General features: G+C 64.3%; 15 protein-coding genes. 4 read left to right on the top strand and 11 right to left on the bottom strand.

Going from position 1 to position 15875, the window contains the following annotated elements:
- Window positions 1-3: 3 nt before the first annotated feature.
- Genes gspG through GX414_09610 form a run of 6 tightly spaced genes read right to left on the bottom strand, consistent with a single transcriptional unit; the run spans window position 4 to window position 5190 of the window.
- Entirely contained in the window at window positions 4-435 is a 432-nt protein-coding gene (gspG, locus tag GX414_09635) for a type II secretion system major pseudopilin GspG (GenBank protein ID NLI47355.1), read from the bottom strand.
- Between the two features lie 8 nt (window positions 436-443).
- Window positions 444-1667, bottom strand: a complete 1224-nt coding sequence (locus GX414_09630) for a type II secretion system protein GspF (GenBank protein NLI47354.1) — start codon at window positions 1665-1667, stop codon at window positions 444-446.
- Between the two features lie 19 nt (window positions 1668-1686).
- A complete protein-coding gene (gene gspE / locus GX414_09625) occupies window positions 1687-3420 on the bottom strand; it encodes a type II secretion system ATPase GspE (GenBank protein ID NLI47353.1) in 1734 nt (577 codons plus the stop codon).
- Window positions 3383-3955 (bottom strand): hypothetical protein, encoded by a 573-nt coding sequence (locus GX414_09620; GenBank protein ID NLI47352.1) that lies wholly within the window; start codon window positions 3953-3955, stop codon window positions 3383-3385. The genes gspE and GX414_09620 overlap by 38 nt, the downstream gene beginning before the upstream one ends.
- Before the next feature lie 7 nt (window positions 3956-3962).
- The gene (locus GX414_09615) at window positions 3963-4598 is read right to left on the bottom strand and encodes a hypothetical protein (protein ID NLI47351.1); all 636 of its coding nucleotides are present in this window, start codon (window positions 4596-4598) and stop codon (window positions 3963-3965) included.
- 7 nt (window positions 4599-4605) lie between these two features.
- A complete protein-coding gene (locus GX414_09610) occupies window positions 4606-5190 on the bottom strand; it encodes a sigma-70 family RNA polymerase sigma factor (GenBank protein NLI47350.1) in 585 nt (194 codons plus the stop codon).
- A 21-nt stretch (window positions 5191-5211) separates the two neighbouring features.
- Between GX414_09610 and GX414_09605 the strand changes: the two genes are divergently transcribed.
- Window positions 5212-6411 carry a ketoacyl-ACP synthase III gene (locus GX414_09605; protein ID NLI47349.1) on the top strand — a complete coding sequence of 400 codons (1200 nt, stop codon included), beginning with the start codon at window positions 5212-5214 and terminating at the stop codon, window positions 6409-6411.
- A gap of 89 nt (window positions 6412-6500) precedes the next feature.
- A complete protein-coding gene (locus tag GX414_09600; protein NLI47348.1) occupies window positions 6501-7418 on the top strand; it encodes a universal stress protein in 918 nt (305 codons plus the stop codon).
- On the opposite strand, the gene ybeY is transcribed toward GX414_09600, so the two are convergent.
- The 5 genes from ybeY to dprA all read right to left on the bottom strand — a co-directional run bounded on the left by ybeY (window position 7381) and on the right by dprA (window position 13822).
- Complete coding sequence (ybeY, locus tag GX414_09595) at window positions 7381-7833, bottom strand: rRNA maturation RNase YbeY (protein ID NLI47347.1); 453 nt, start codon at window positions 7831-7833, stop codon at window positions 7381-7383. The two genes, GX414_09600 and ybeY, sit on opposite strands and share 38 nt — an antisense overlap.
- A gap of 49 nt (window positions 7834-7882) precedes the next feature.
- Window positions 7883-8998, bottom strand: a complete 1116-nt coding sequence (gene ribD, locus GX414_09590; protein NLI47346.1) for a bifunctional diaminohydroxyphosphoribosylaminopyrimidine deaminase/5-amino-6-(5-phosphoribosylamino)uracil reductase RibD — start codon at window positions 8996-8998, stop codon at window positions 7883-7885.
- A gap of 7 nt (window positions 8999-9005) precedes the next feature.
- A complete protein-coding gene (locus tag GX414_09585) occupies window positions 9006-10277 on the bottom strand; it encodes an HlyC/CorC family transporter (protein ID NLI47345.1) in 1272 nt (423 codons plus the stop codon).
- A gap of 77 nt (window positions 10278-10354) precedes the next feature.
- A complete protein-coding gene (gene topA / locus GX414_09580) occupies window positions 10355-12658 on the bottom strand; it encodes a type I DNA topoisomerase (GenBank protein ID NLI47344.1) in 2304 nt (767 codons plus the stop codon).
- Between the two features lie 3 nt (window positions 12659-12661).
- Window positions 12662-13822, bottom strand: coding sequence for a DNA-protecting protein DprA (gene dprA / locus GX414_09575; protein ID NLI47343.1), 1161 nt, complete (start codon window positions 13820-13822; stop codon window positions 12662-12664).
- 135 nt (window positions 13823-13957) lie between these two features.
- Between dprA and GX414_09570 the strand changes: the two genes are divergently transcribed.
- Together GX414_09570 and mqnC are read left to right on the top strand one after the other, a co-directional pair.
- Window positions 13958-14764: a menaquinone biosynthesis protein gene (locus tag GX414_09570; GenBank protein ID NLI47342.1), complete on the top strand. Its 807-nt coding sequence runs from the start codon at window positions 13958-13960 to the stop codon at window positions 14762-14764.
- Window positions 14754-15845: a dehypoxanthine futalosine cyclase gene (gene mqnC, locus GX414_09565; protein ID NLI47341.1), complete on the top strand. Its 1092-nt coding sequence runs from the start codon at window positions 14754-14756 to the stop codon at window positions 15843-15845. Before GX414_09570 ends, mqnC begins: the two co-directional genes overlap by 11 nt.
- The last annotated feature ends 30 nt before the right edge of the window (window positions 15846-15875 follow it).

Here is a 15875-nt window from a genome sequence, read left to right as displayed (position 1 = left end):
GGATCATTCCCAGTTGGTGATATCGTCGGCGGTCCCCGCCTGGCCGTCCTGCCCTTTGGAGTAAAGGTCGAATTCGTTGTTGTGGGAACCCGGAAAGGTGTACACGTAGTCCGCCTGCCAGGGATCCTTGGGGACCTTCATCTTGTTCAGATAGGGGCCGGCCCACAGTTCCGAGCCGTCCGGATTCTCGACGAGCGCCTTGAGCCCCTCCTCGGTGGTGGGCAGGCGGCCCATGTCGGTGCTGAAACTGAGCAGGGACGCTTCCAGTTGCTGGATCTGAGTCTTGGCCGCAATCTTCTGGCCCTGGGTCAGCCGGCGCCACGCGCTCGGGCCCACGATGCCGACAATCAGACCCAGAATGACAAGCACCACCATCAGCTCGATCAAGCTGAAACCCCTGGGATGCTGCCGACGACGTTCCCGTTTCTCGCTCATAGCTTCTCCTACATCGGAATCTCACTGATGCTGAATATCGAAAACACCATGGTGATGACGATCAGGCCCACCACCACGCCCATCAGCAGGATCATGGCGGGCTCAAACAGGCCGATCAACCGCTTGACCTCCACCCGGGCATCGTTCTCGAACACATCGGCGGCCTGCGTGAGCATGGCGGCCAGGTTGCCGGTTTCCTCGCCCACCTCGATCAGGTGCAGGGACAGAGGCGGAAAAACGCCGGTTTTCCGCATGGGACCCACCAGCCCGTCACCTTTCTTGACGCCGTTCTTGATGGGCTCGATGGTTTCGGCGATGACCTGGTTGTTGATAATCTCCTTGACCAGCGTGAGCGCCTGGACGAGCGGGACGGCGCTTTGCAGCAGAGTGCCCAGGGTCCGGTTGAACCGGGCGACTTCCACCAGACTGACCAGTCGGCCGAGGACCGGGGTCCGGAGCAGCCGCTCGTCCCAGACCCGCCGGCCCCGGGGAGTCTGACGCCAGCGGACAAAGCCGAAGACGGCGAGGACCAGGACGCCCACGATCGCCCACCACCAGCCGGTGAAGAAATCGCTGATCGTCATCAGCACCTGCATGGGCAGCGGGATCGGTGCCCGCGAGCTCTCGAAGATCTGCGCAAACTTGGGGATCACGAAGAGGAACATCACCAGCAGCGACACGATCATCATCGAGGAAACGATGACCGGGTAAATCAGCGAGGTCGCCAGGTAGGTCCTGAGCTCGACGCTCCGCTCGAGATAAGCACTGACTTCCTCCAGGACCTGCGGCACCACGCCGCCGGATTCGCCCGCACGGATCATGTTCACGTAGACCTTGGGAAACACGTCGGGATGATCGGCCATGGCGTCGGCCAGTGTTTTGCCGCCCTTGATCTTGCCGATGACGTCGTGAATGATCTCCTGGAACACACCCTTCTCCGTGAGCTGTTCGAGGATCATCAGGCTGCGGTCCAGCGGCAGTCCGGCACGAAGCAGAGTCTTGAGCTCCTGGGTGAACATCAGCAGGTCTTTGGCGCGGACCTTGCGTCGCCGCTGAGCCGAAAAATTGAACGCAAACACCGAGGCGCCGCTTTTTGATCCGGCGGTGATCCGCAGCGGCAGATAGCCCAGGTCCTGCAGTTTAATCAGGACCGCACGCTCGTTCTCGGCCTCGATCAGGCCATCGACGACCTTGCCGTCGCGGGTGGTGGCTTTGTAGGTGAATGCCGTCATGATCCCTCGTGCGGTTCGCCTACACGTCCTGCGTGACGCGCAGCACTTCGGCGAGGGTGGTCATACCCCGGCTGACTTTCAGAAAACCGTCCTCCTGCAGCGTGCGCATGCCCTGCTGAACGGCCATCTTGCGGATCTCGGAAGCTGGTGCGCGGCTGATGGTCAGATGTTTGACCTCCTCGGTCATGTTCATCAACTCGAAGATCCCGATGCGTCCATGGTAGCCGGTGCCGGCGCAGCTAGGACATCCCTTGCCCTCAAAGAACATGGTATCGTCCGGGAAATTGAACTGCTTAAGCAGCGCCGACTCGGGCCGGACCGGCTGTTTGCATTCGTCGCAGATGACCCGGACCAGGCGCTGGGCCAGGATGCCCAGGATCGAGGATGCCAGCAGGTAGTCTTCCGCGCCCATATCGATGAGGCGCGCAATGGCGCCCGGGGCGTCGTTCGTGTGGAGGGTGGAAAATACGAGATGGCCCGTGAGGGCCGCCCGGATGGCGATCTCCGCAGTCTCGAGGTCGCGGATTTCGCCCACCATGATCACATCCGGGTCCTGGCGTACGATGTGGCGCAATCCGCTGGCGAACGTGAGGCCGATCTGGGGATTCACGTGGATCTGGTTTACACCCTCGATCTGGTATTCTACCGGGTCCTCGATGGTAATGATCTTCTTGTCAGGCAGGTTGATCTTTTTGAGCGAGCCGTACAGGGTGGTGGATTTGCCGCTGCCGGTGGGGCCGGTCACCAGGAACATGCCGTAGGGGCGGCGGATGATTGTGTGGATCGTGTTCATGGTGTCGCTGAGAAAGCCGAGTTTAGCCAGGTCATAGTGGGCCGCCGAGCCTTTGTCCAGGATGCGGAGCACGACGCTCTCGCCGAACAGCGTGGGCAGGGTCGAGACGCGTAGGTCGATCTCTTTGCCCAGCACCCGGAGCTTGATGCGACCGTCCTGGGGGAGCCGCCGTTCGGCGATGTTCAGCTTGGCCATGAGCTTGATGCGGGAGATGATCGCCGCCTTGAGATGCTTCGGCGGCGACTCGATGTCGTGGAGGATGCCGTCGATGCGGAAGCGGACCTTGAACTCCTTCTCGAAGGGTTCCACGTGGATGTCGCTGGAGCGGCTCTCCACGGCTTTCTGGAGGAACAAGTTGACCAGGCGGATAACCGGCGCCTCCGAGGCCAGGTCTTTGAGGTGTTCGATATCTTCGACGTCCTCGAGACCGGCCATCTCGCCGTCGCCGATCCCCTCGATGATTCGTTCCATGTCGGATGCGGCGCCGCCGTACAGCCGGTCGATGAGGTCCATGATCTCCGACTCGACGGCCAGGTAGGTCTTGATTTCGTGCTGGGTGAGCTGGCGGATGGTGTTGACCAGAGCGTAGTCGTTGGGGTAAACGCAGGCGATGCTCAGCAGACCACCTTCAAAATGGACCGGGAGAAACCGGTTGAACTTCATAAAATTAATGCTGAAGGTGTTCTCGATGACCGGAACCGGCGGGATCATCTCGGGGGTCAGGACGGGGATTTCCAGCTGCAGGCTCAATTCCTGCAACAGGTCCTTCTCGGAGATGTAGCCGAGTTCGCAGAGGATCCGCCCGATTTTCTCCCGCGATTCCTTCTGCAGGTTGAGCGCGGTCTTGAGCTCGTCGGCGGTGACCAGCCCTTTTTCCACCAGGATATCGCCGATCTTTTTCTTCTGTTTGATTTCGGACAGCTTAATACTCAAGGTAGACGATCCTCTTTTTAAATTCATCGGCGGTGATCCGGGCCCGCAGGAGCTGGTCCAGATCGTTCCGGGTGGCCGTGACGACCAGGACGTGCCCGGACTGCACATTCGGATCCACCGAGCGGGATAAAACGTGGGCGATTATACTGATTTTATTCTGGGCGGGCAACTGCCGGAAGGCTGATCCATACTGGCTCAGCACCTCCGCGGCGCACCGCCGCAGGATCTGAACCGTCTTGCCGAGATCGGGCTCGTTGCCGGATTGGGCGGTGCCGGTTTGGGCGGATCTAGGGAACAGGATCAGCGATCGGTTCAAATTGATGGTGTATGTGAAGGTGATGCCGTAGCCTTCCAAATACGCACCGCGCACTTTCTCGGCGATGAACAGGGGATTCTGGATATTCTGGCGCAGGGAGGTGTTGAGGATGTTCTCAAACAGTTCGCACTCCCGCCGCAGCTGGTTCAAATCGACGGCCGGCGTGCCGGCGCCAAACAGGCTGGCGGTACCGGACAGCCCGACGATCAGGCAGAATACAACGGGCAGATAGCTTCTGCGCATCATGACGACCTCAACGGGGCTGAATTCGGGTGCGGTAGTCCGCCTGCTGGAGAGACAGCTCCAGCAGCTGGTTGTTGCGCTCGATCTGGTCCATGTAAATCTCCTTCACCAGATCGAAACCCTGCTGGATGGCCTGACGGTCGCGGTATCGCTCATCCTCGAGTCGGAAACTGACATTCTGCATGGCATCCATGAACCGGCCCATCTGTCGGGCTTCGCTCTCGGCGATCATCTGATCCACCGTGCGCAGCCATTCCGTGTCGGCGGCGGTGGGTGCTGTCGGCGTGTCGCCCAGACGGATCTCGACTGCGTTGTCGTGATAGCGAACCTGCACCGGGGTGATGGCCACCAGGACGCCGGCGGCGATCACGAGCAAGGCGGCGGCGGCCGTGAGCCAGGAGATGCGTGGAAAATGAAGCAACGGCCGGCCGACCATGGCCGCAGGGACGAGCGGGCGGTGGAGAACCGCGGGCGGGTCGTCATCCCAGGCGGCCAAGAATCGCCGGGTGATGCCCAGTTCGTCCATTTCGGCCCGGCAGCGGGGGCAGCCGCTCAGATGGGCGTCCAGGGCGTCGCGGTCGGCGCCCGGGGGCAACTCGTCGTACATCAGATCCAGTAAACGTTCTCTGGCTTGATCGCAATGCATGGCACACCTATGGTCGAATGATTTTGATGATTTCCCGCCGGAGGCTGTCCAGTCCCAGATACATCCGGGATTTGATTGTCGAGATCGGGGCGTCGAGCACCTCGGCGATCTCATGGAACCGCAATCCGGAATACTCCTTCAACACGATCACCTCGCGCTGCTTCGGCTCGATCCGGTCGAGTGCCTGGCGGACCACCCGGGCCATCTCCTGCTTGGACAGGCGCTCCTCCGGTGAGAGCGACGTGCTGAGCGTGAGCGATTGGTAGCTGTCCTTCGGCTCGTTGTTTTCAAAGGTCTGGGCATCCAGCGACTCCATCTGTCGGTTGCGCTGTCTGCGCATCCGCATCCGGCAGTGGTTCAAGGCGATCTTGTAGATCCACGAGGAGAACCGGGCGGGATCCTTCAAATCGCCGAGCCGCCGGGAGACAGTCTGAAACGTTTCCTGAGCCAGTTCGGCGGCGTCATCCTGGCTGCCGGTGCACCGGTACAGGAAGTTGACGATGGGGCGGTGCCAGCGATTCATGATCAACTGGAACGCGCCCTCGTCGCCTGCCAAAAACCGTCGGATCTCTTCTGCTTCGCCGCTGCTCATCCGAACAGCCCCGGGGCCAAGATGAAAGATGTCATTCTATCAAAAAAAGGCGAAAGGACTTCACTTTTCTGGCGATCCGGGCGAACCGCTCTGCCGACGGCAGGCCGCGGAGGAATTACGGCACCGAGACCGGGAAACAGCCGCACCGGAAATTCGGGGTTGAAATGCTCCGGCGATTCTGATACAAACTGGGTTTTCAAAATTCCACCCGAAAGGCGGACCCTCGTGAGCGAATATAAGGTCAAGATTTCCGGCATCAGCATGTACGTTCCGGAGCGCGTCCTGACGAACGCGGATCTGGAGAAAATGGTCGATACCACCAACGATTGGATCCTGGAGCGCACCGGCATCCACGAGCGGCACATCGTAGAGAAGGGCCAGGCCACCTCCGATCTGGCCGCCCAGGCCATCCTCCGCCTGTGCAGCTCCCGGGGCATCGAGCCCGCGGACATCGACCTGATCATCATCCCGTCGGTGACCCCCGATATGTTCTTTCCCTCCACCGCCTGCGTGGTCCAGGAGAAAATTGGCGCCAAGAACGCCTGGGGCTTCGACTTGTCGGGTGCATGCTCCGGATTCATCTTCGCCCTGGCCGTCGGCGAGAAGTTTGTCCGGACCGGCGTCCACCGGCGGGTGGTCGTCGTCGGCGCCGAAACAATGTCCTCGATCGTCGACTACACCGATCGAGCCACCTGCGTGTTGTTCGGCGACGGCGCCGGCGCCGCGCTCCTGGAGCCGGCGGACGAAAACGAGGTCGGATTGAAGGACTTCGTGCTCCGCACCGACGGGTCGGGCGGCAAGTTCCTCTACATGCCGGGCGGCGGCAGCCTCAACCCGCCCAGCCACGAGACTGTGGACAAGAAGATGCATGTCATCCACCAGGAGGGCCGCCAGGTTTACAAATTTGCCGTCACCGAGATGGCCAGCGCCTCTGAGGAAATCCTGCGGCGGAACAACCTGGCCCCGGAGCAGCTTAAACTGTTTGTGCCCCACCAGGCCAACCTGCGGATAATCTCAGCGTGCGCCGAACGCCTGGGTTTGCGCGACGACCAGGTGATCGTCAACATCGATCGCTACGGCAACACGACCTCCGCCACGATTCCCATCTGCCTGTACGAAGCCGCCCGGGACGGCCGCATCCGGAAAGGCGACTGGATCGTCCTGGCCAGTTTCGGCGCCGGGTTCACCTGGGGCAGTTCCCTGCTGCGCTGGGAAATCTGATCGTTTCTGATCCGGGCGACCGACGGACGCTGCCGTTGTCGCCGGCCCCGGGCTCCGCTATAATGCTCAAAAACAGCAGGCGGTGCCCCATGAGCGATCCCCGACTCCGGAACATTCTGTTCACCACCGATTTCTCCGAAGCGGCCGAGGCGGCCTTGCCCTACGCGTCGGCGCTGGCCGCGATGTCCGGCGCCATCCTCCACGTGTTCCATGCGGTGACACCCCACGCCTACGATCCGCAACGTATCGCCGACGAGTTCGCCTCACTGGCGCGGTTTTTTGAGGCCGAGGAGGATCAGGCCCGAAACAAGCTGGCCGGCTCCAGCGGCGCCGCCGCCGGCGGCCGCGTCCGGACCATCCAGGCAACGCGCCGGGGATTCAGCGTCCCGTCCATGATCATGGATTATGTTGCCGAACAGGCGATCGACCTGCTGGTGATGTCCACCCACGGCCGACGCAGCCTCGAGCAGGTGGTGTTCGGGAGTGTCGCCGAGGCGGTGCTGCGCCGCTGTCCCTGTCCGGCCTGGCTGGTGCGGCAAGGCATGCGGCCCTGCTTGACGTCCGACGGGCGGGACCTGCATCTGGACCATGTCCTCATCCCTACCGATTTCTCGTCCAATTCCGTCCGGCCCATGAGCTGGCTGCCACTCATCCGGGGGAACAGCGCCCCCCACATCCATCTCCTGCATGCGGTGGAGGCGCGGTTCCACCCCGCCTACTACGCCGGCGGCGTCGATTCCGTCTTTGAGCTGGATCCCGAGGCGAGGGGCCGAATGGAGGCGAAGATCCGCCGGTTGTTTGCGCTGCCGGATGCGGGCGCATCCGGAGTCACCATTGCATTGCGGGAAGGCGCGCCGCCGGCGACCATCGTGGATTACATCACGGAGGCGAGCATCGACCTGGTCGTCCTGTCCAACAACGGCTACGACGAAGTCGAGGATTACGTGGTGGGGAGCACTACGGAGCGGGTCATCCGGCGGTCGACCGTCCCGGTCCTCGTGGTCTGAGCTCCCGCTCCAGCGCGGCCTGCAGCGCCAGCATCTGGCCGGCGTCGGTCTCGTGGTCATATCCGAGCAGGTGCAGCAGACCGTGGAGATGGAGGACGGCCAGCTCGTCAGCCAGCTCAATCCCGCCTTGACACGCATACTCGGCCGCCACTTCCGGGGCGATGAAAATATCCCCCAAGTAGGTCCGTCCGTCTTCGCCGGCATCGGCGGAGGGGAACGATAGGACATCGGTCGGCTCGTCCAGGTCGCGGTACAGCCGGTTCAGCTCCCGGATCCGCGCCGAGCGGCAGAATACCACCGTCAGCAGGGATCCGGAGACGTCCAGCCGGCGCATGGCGCTCAGCAGCAGCCGGCGGAACGTCTTGGTGTCGATCCGGTGCTGACGCTGAAGATTCTTGAAATAGATTGTGTTCATCGTTTTGTTCTGCGGGATATTTGGTTGGGATCCGACCGTCCGCCCGGCTTCAGCGGGTAGGCAGAGCAGCTGGTGCACCGCCGGGCGGAAAGCTGAAAAAGCCCTCAAACAGCCAGTCGGGGGGCAGCGGACGGACGCGGCGGATGTCCAGCCGGGGGCAGCCGTCCAGTTCCAGCGCCCCCAGGTCGCCCGCCAGCGGGAGCGACCGCTCGCCCAGGATCATCGGTGCGAAATAGAAGCAGAACTCGTCAGCCAGCTCCGCTCGGATGAAGCCGGCCAGGGTGCGGCTGCCGCCCTCCACCAGCACCGAGGACACGCCGGCATCCGCCAGCTGACGAAGCGCCGCCGCCAAATCCAGTCCGCCGTCATTCGCCACCGTGACTGGGATCACCGTCACGCCGCGAGCGGCCAGGGCCTCGCGAGCCGCCGGCGGCGCCGCCGGTCCGCAGTACACCCAGACCGGCGCTTCGGCGGCGGTGGATGCCAGCCGCGACTCCGGGGACAGCCGCAGGGTCGGGTCGATCACGAGCCGCAACGGCGGCTGCTCCCGCGGCCGCTTGTGCCGGCAGGTCAGCAGCGGATCGTCGGCCAGCACGGTACCGATGCCGGTGAGGATGGCGTCGTGGCGGAAGCGCAGCCAGTGAGCATGGCGGCGGGACCGTTCGCCGCTGATCCAGCGGGAGCGTCCCGACAGGGGCGCGACGCGGCCGTCGAGGGTGGCGGCGGCCTTGAGCGTCACCCAGGGCCGGCCGCGGGTGACGCGGCTGATGAAGCCGCGGTTGAGGGACCGGAACGGCTCCGGGTCGCCGGCCACGATCACGTCGATTCCGGCACGCCTCAAGCACTCGATGCCGCCGCCCGCTACGAGGGGATTGGGATCCACCATGCCGCAGAACACCCGACGGATCCCGGCCGCCAGGATCGCGTCGGTGCACGGCGGCGTGCGGCCGTGGTGACAGCATGGTTCCAGCGTGACGTACAGGTCGGCATCGCGCGCCGCAGGGCCGGCCGCATCAAGGGCCACCCGCTCGGCATGCCAACGACGGGAATAGATGTGGAAGCCCGACCCGACGACCGCGCCGTCACGGACCACCACGGCCCCCACCATGGGATTGGGACCGGTGCGCCCGGTGCCTAGCCGGGCGAGGCGCAGGGCGCGCCGCATATGGTGGCTAGCGGTCGGCATCGAGCGTGTGGACACGGACGCGGTGGATTTTGCGGCTGTCGACTTCGAGCACCTGGATCTCCAGGCCGTCGACCCGCAGTATCTCGTCGGGCTTCGGCAGACGGCCGAGTTCCTTGATGATGAGGCCGGCGATGGTATTGTACCCCTCCTCCTCCAGGTCCACACCCAAGGTTTCCTGGACGTCCCACAGGTCGGTGTCGCCGTACATGGTATAGGCTCCGTCCCCGTCGGGATGGATGTCCACCTCCACCGGTTGGTCCTCGTCCCGGATCTCGCCGACGATCTCCTCCAGGATGTCCTCGAGGGTGACCAGCCCCGCCACGCCTCCGTATTCGTCCACCACGATGCACATCTGTTCGCCTTTGGCCTGCATCTCACGGAGCAGCTCGGCCACCCGCTTTGTTTCCGGCACGAAGAGGGCGGGGCGAATCAGGCCCTTGAACGAGGCGCCCGGTTCGCCGGCTGAGTAACTGGCCAGCAGGTGTCGGACATAGATCACGCCGACAATGGCGTCGATGGTGCCCTCATAGACCGGAATCCGGCTGTGACGCGACTTGACGATCAGCGCCCGCAGCTCCTCCTGCGTGGCGCCGACGGGGATGGCGACGATCTCGGTGCGTGGAACCATGATCTCGCGGGCGATCGTGTCGCCCAGTTCGACGACCTGCTGGATGATCCGGCTTTCCTCCTGCTCAAAGATGCCCTCCTCTTCGCCGACGTCCAGGAAGGCCTGGACCTCCTCGTCGGTGATCTCGTCCTCGCCCGCCTCGTTGTCGGCCGAGGCGGCGTGCCGCCGGGCCGCCAGGAGGATGATGGGATAGGTGAGCGGGATGCCGATGAAAAGCACCGGTCGCAGGAAGGGCAGCAGGATCAGCAGGGCACGCTCCGGCTCCGTGCCGGTGATAGCCCACGGCAGCCAGTGGGAGAGGAAGAACAGCACGATGACCGTCGCCAGCAGTGCCAGCGGCGCGGCGTACGGCACTCGGTGCAGGTTCAACAGGATCAGAATGAACAGTCCGGTGGCGACGCGGATGGACTGGACGAAAAGCTGCAGGGGAATCTGGACGCGGTACTTTCCCCGGTGCAGCTGGGTGACGAATCGATCCTCGCCCAGCCCCTTGCGTCGGTCCATGAGCAGCTTGATGTCCACGCGGGTGAGGCGCGACAGCACGTTCTCGATGACGGAATACAGCGCCAGCGCAGCCAGCGTGGCGGCCAGCAATGCCCAAGTAACCAGTGCAATTACGTCCGTGCTCATGCGTGAGAGGGTGGATCCCGCCGGATTGTCAGCCCCGTTATATCATGGATCCACGCCGGCTGACAAGGCGGATGCCCTCAGGAGTTGCCGTCGGACGGCGCGTCTGACCCGTTGGCCTCGCCCGGGAGCCGGTGCCGGCACTCGGGCTTGGGGCATTCCAGGAAGGAGCCGTCCTTCTTCGTCTGCTTCTGCACCATGTAGGCGTTGCCGCAGGCGGGACAACTCCGGGGGACCGGCCGCTGCCAGCTGGTGAAGGTGCAGGCGGGGTACTTGGAGCAGCCGTAGAAGATGCGTCCCCGCTTGTTCTTGAGCATGACGATCTCGCCGCTGCAACCGGGCTGGGGACACGGCATGTTGATGCCGGGCTTCTTCTTGAAGTGGCATTTCGGGTAGCCGCTGCAGGCAATGAACTTGCCGAACCGGCCGGATCGCTCCACCAGGTGTTTGCCGCAGTCGGGGCACTGCTCGTCCAGCACCCGGGCCGGCGCCTTGGCGGTCGGGGCGGTGGCCGCGTCGCCGTTGCCGTTGTCGTTGGTGACCGGTTTGCTGGTGCGGCATTCCGGGTAGCGTTCGCAAGCCATGAACTTGCCGAACCGACCCCAGCGGATCACCATGCCGGCGCCGCAGTTGGGACAGCGCTCGTCGGTGGGGATCTTCTCCCGCTTCAGATCGGACATCTCGGCCTCGGCCTTCTGCAGGGTGCCGTCGAAGGCGCGGTAGAACCGCTGCAGCTCCACGAGCCAGTTCTGCTTCCCCTCCTCGATGAGGTCAAGGCTCTGCTCCATGGTGGCCGTGTAGTTGTAGTCGAACAGGTCGGGGAAGCTGCGAGTCAGCAGGTCGATGACGATCTCGCCCGTCTCGGTGGACCGGAATCGTCCTTCCTCCTTGATCACGTATTGGCGGTTTTGAATCACCGTCACAATCTGGGCGTAGGTGCTGGGCCGTCCGATGCCCTTCTCCTCCAAAGCCTTGATGAGTGTGGCTTCGGAATAGCGGGGAGGCGGCTGGGTGAACTGCTGCTCGGTCTGGAGCTGCTGCAGGCGCAGCTCCTGGCCCGCTTCCACCGGCGGCAGGTTGGGGTTGGCCGGGTCGGACTCCGCGACGTCCTCGTCGGCCGACTCCTGGTAGACCTTCAGGAAACCGGCGAACTGCGGCACGTCGCCGGTGGCCTGGAAGAGGCAGCGGCCGGCGGCGATCTTGATGTCGGTGTGGCGGAAGAGAGCCGGTTCCATCTGCGAGGCCACGCAGCGCTGCCAGATCAGGGTGTAGATCTTGTATTCGTCCGCCTTTAGGTGGGCGCGCACGGAGGCCGGGGTGCGGGCAATGTCGGTGGGCCGGATCGCCTCGTGGGCATCCTGCGCCAGGTCGGCCTTGGAAAAGCTCCGGGGCTTCTCAGGAAGGTACTCGTTGCCGTAGGTGTCCTGGATGTAGGACCGGATCATTTCCAGCGCCGACGGAGCGACGCGGGTGGAATCCGTGCGCATGTAAGTGATGAGGCCCACGCTGCCGTCGCCGAGGTCGATCCCCTCGTAGAGCCGCTGAGCGATCTGCATGGTCTTGGCCGCCGGAAGCTTGAAACGGCGGTTGGCCTCCTGCTGCAGCTTGCTGGTGGTGAACGGCGGCTGCGGGTGTTGCTTGCGGGTGGTGGCACGGACCGACTCGACAACGAAGGTGCCCGCCTCCAGTTCGCCGCGGAGCGTGCGGGCCTCGTCGGCGGTGCGCACGACAAACTTCTGTCCGTCCAGCTTGATGGCCTTGGCGCGGAACGGCGGCGGCAGGGCGGCTTCCAGCTGGGCGGTGAACACCCAGTATTCTTCTTTCTGGAATGCGCCGATCTCGCGCTCGCGATCCACGATGAGGCGCAGGGCGACTGTCTGGACGCGGCCTGCCGACAGCCCCCGCCGCACCTTCCGCCACAGGAGCGGGCTGATCTTGTAGCCGACCAGCCGGTCGAGGATGCGCCGAGTGTTCTGCGACTTGACCAGGTTTTCGTCAATCCGGCCCGGCGACTGGAACGCCTGGCGGATGGCGTCGCGGGTGATTTCGTTGAACATGACCCGAAAGACCTTGTCGTTGGCCGCCTTGATCTCCTCGAAAATGTGCTGGCAGATCGCCTCCCCCTCGCGGTCAGGGTCCGCGGCAAGGTAGATCACGTCGGCTTTGTCCGCGGCCTTGCGAAGGTTTTTAACGATCATTTCCTTGCCCGGGATGATCTCATAGTCGGTTTTAAAACCGTGGGCGGGGTCGACGCCGAGCCGCTTCTTGGGCAGGTCCTTGATGTGGCCCACGGAGGCGAGGACGGTGTACTCGCCACCGAGGTACCGTTCGATGGTCCGGGCCTTGGCGGGGGATTCGACTATGACAAGGGACTTGGGTTTCAAGCGCTACCTCACATTCCGGAGATAATACTGCCCGGGAAGTTCCTGGATCAGGTTGTTGAACTGGAGTTGCAGCAGGGCGGCTCCCAGTTTCCCCATGGATAGACCCGTGCGGTGCAACAGGTCATCCAGGTGGACCTTCCGGTCAAAAAGCACGTGTTTATATACCGCCTCTTCGTCGTTTGTCAAACGGAGATTTTCCGTGCCGCCGCCAAGGGGGCGCTCCGCCGCCGTCGGGTCGCCGGCGGCCGGACGGATACGCTCCCGCACCGGCCGGGGCAATTCGTCGAGGACGTCCGGCCATAGCTGCACCAGCTTGGCTCCTTGTTTGATCAGGTAGTTGGGGCCCACGCTCAGGGGGCTATGCACGGGACCCGGTACGGCAAACAACTCCCGGCCGTGCTCCAGCGCCAGGCGGGCGGTGATGAGCGAACCGCTGCGCTGCGTTGCCTCGACAATCAGGGTGCCCAGAGCCAGGCCGCTGATGATGCGGTTGCGGATGGGGAAATTCTGCGGCGCGGGGTACAGCCCGGGCGGGAACTCGCTGACGAGGCACCCGTGCTCCAGGATCCGCCGGTGCAGTGCGGCGGACTGCTTGGGATAGATGATGTCAATCCCGCAGCCGAGCACGGCGACGGTGCCGCCCGCCGCCCGCAGTGCACCCAGGTGGGCGGCGGAATCGATGCCCAGGGCCAGGCCGCTGACGATCACCAGACAGGTGCCGGCAAGCCGGCAAGCAAATTCCTGCGCCACCGCCACGCCGTAGTCCGACGCGTGTCGGGCGCCCACCACGGCCAGACAGTCGCCATTCAGAAGCGCGGGGTCGCCCCGCACGAACAGCGCCAGCGGGGGATCGTAGATGTGGCGGAGCAATTCCGGGTAGCCCGCCGCGAACCAATGAAGCAGGTCGAACTCGCCGCGGGCGACGCGGTCCAGAATGCCATCCGTGCGGTGCTCCAGCGCGTGTTGCTCGGCGCGGGTGACGGCGATGCCCGATTCCCGCTGGACGAACAGCCAGAAGTTCTTATCCACCGGTTCCGCCAGCAGAAAGGGCGCCCGCTGGACCAGCTCGATCAGCTTGCGCGGCCCGGCACCGGGCAGGGCATGCAGGAGCAGGAGATTGCGCGGTGCCACCGCAGGGGCCGCAGGCGACGGGTTGGGGGGCATCGTGACTCCAGGTCGAATCGGCATTCATTAATTAATAACGGATGAGTCGGCCGGTGTTCGAAAATAGTTGGCGTTTGCCTTTGGGGTGGAGGCGGGGCTACAATGCGGACTGGATTCCGCGCGGACGGTCATCCGATGCCCAATTCCCCCCAGACCCGCCTGTCAGCCGTGTCGTTCCTCAATGCGGCGCCGCTCGTCTACGGATTGCGCCACGGGGCGCTTCCGCCCTGGCTGAGTGTCAGCTTCCAGGAGCCGGCTCGCTGCGCTGACGCCGTGCGGCGGGGCGAATCGGACGGCGGTCTGCTGCCGGTGGTGGAGTGCGTGCGTATCCCGGACCTCGTCGTCCTGCCGGGCATCGCCATCGCCTCGCCGGGACCGGTGCGCAGCGTCGTGCTGGCCAGCCGATCGCCGCTGCAGGAGATCGAGCGGATCTGGCTGAGCCCCCACTCCCGCACGTCGGTGGCGCTGCTGCAAGTCCTGCTGAAGCGGCAGCTGGCGACGATGCCCGTCATGGAGGTCCGTGAAATGCGCCCTGCGGCGCTCGGCCGGCGCGAGGCGGCGCTGATCATTGGCGACCAGGCCCTGACGGACGCTACGGCCGGAGTCGAAGTATACGACTTGGCCACCCTGTGGCGCGGCTTCACCGGTCGCTCCTTCGTTTTCGCCGTCTGGGCGGTGCGTCGGGAGATCTGCCACCCGGAGTTGGCCCGCTTCCTGACAACAAGCAAAACCGAGGGGTTGCGCCGGCTCGACGAGATCGCCGCCGAGTTCAGCACACGGCTCGACCGGCCGGTGGAAGAACTGCGCCGCTATCTGGGCGAAAACCTGTCCTATCACCTGGGTGAGCCCGAGCTGGATTCGGTCCGGCAGTTCCTGCAACTCTGCCGGGAGGACGGCCTGGTGGCGACCGATCCCGACCTGGAGATGGCCCATGCTGGCTGAAGTGTTCGCCGGCATCGAGCGCGGCGAGCGGCTTGGACGCGCCGCCGCCATTCGGCTGGCGGAAGGCGCATCCCTTCACGAGCTGGGTTACCTGGCCGACCAAACACGCCGGCGGCTGCAGGGCGACCGGCCCGTCACCTACGTGGTGGACCGGAACATCAACTACACCAACGTCTGCTCCTCGAAATGCCGGTTTTGCGCGTTTTACCGCGACCCCGACGCAGCCGATGCCTACGTCCTGGAGCCGGCGGCCGTCTACCGAAAAATCGAGGAGACGCTCGCCGTGGGCGGGACGGGCATCCTCATGCAAGGCGGTCTGCATCCCGGTCTCGACATCCGTTTCTTTGAACGGCTGCTGCGCGGCATCCGCGAGCGCTACGCCATCGACCTGCACTGCTTTTCCCCGCCGGAGATCGTCCACATCGCGGCCGTCTCGGGCATCACCCTGAAGGAGTGTCTGCGCCGGCTCATGGCCGCCGGTTTGGGCTCCCTGCCGGGAGGCGGCGCCGAAATTCTCGACGACACCATGCGCGGCCGCATCAGTCCGCGCAAGTGCACCGCCGCCGAGTGGCTGCTCGTCATGGAGACCGCCCACGGGCTGGGGCTCCGCACCACTGCCACCATGATGTTCGGCTGCGGAGAGAATCTGGCCAGTCGCATGAACCATCTGGAATCGTTGCGGCAGTTACAGGATCGGACCGGCGGGTTCGTCGCGTTCATTCCGTGGACATTCCAGAGCGCCCGGACGGATCTGGGGGACGAAGGCGGGCCGGAGGCGACTGCCGTCGAGTATCTGCGCTTTCTCGCCCTGAGCCGGATCTACCTGGACAACTTCCTGTCGGTGCAGTCGTCGTGGGTGACGCAGGGACTGAAGATCGCCCAGGTGGCGCTGGCGTTCGGAGCCAACGACATCGGTTCGGTGATGCTGGAGGAGAACGTCGTGGCCGCCACCGGCACCGTCAACCGCACCAACGAAGCGGAGCTCCGCCGCCTCGTCCGCGACGCGGGCTTCACCCCCGCCCGCCGGAACAACCGCCACGAGATCATCGAGCCGCCGGCCGGCTTCGCCGCAGAGCCGTGACGAGTGTGTCGCAACGGCAGCCGTGTCCGG

The organism is Acidobacteriota bacterium, assembly GCA_012517875.1.
Taxonomy (GTDB): Bacteria; Acidobacteriota; JAAYUB01; order JAAYUB01; family JAAYUB01; genus JAAYUB01.
Note: the sequence above shows the minus strand (reverse complement) of the source record. Positions and strands in the feature narration are given on the sequence as shown.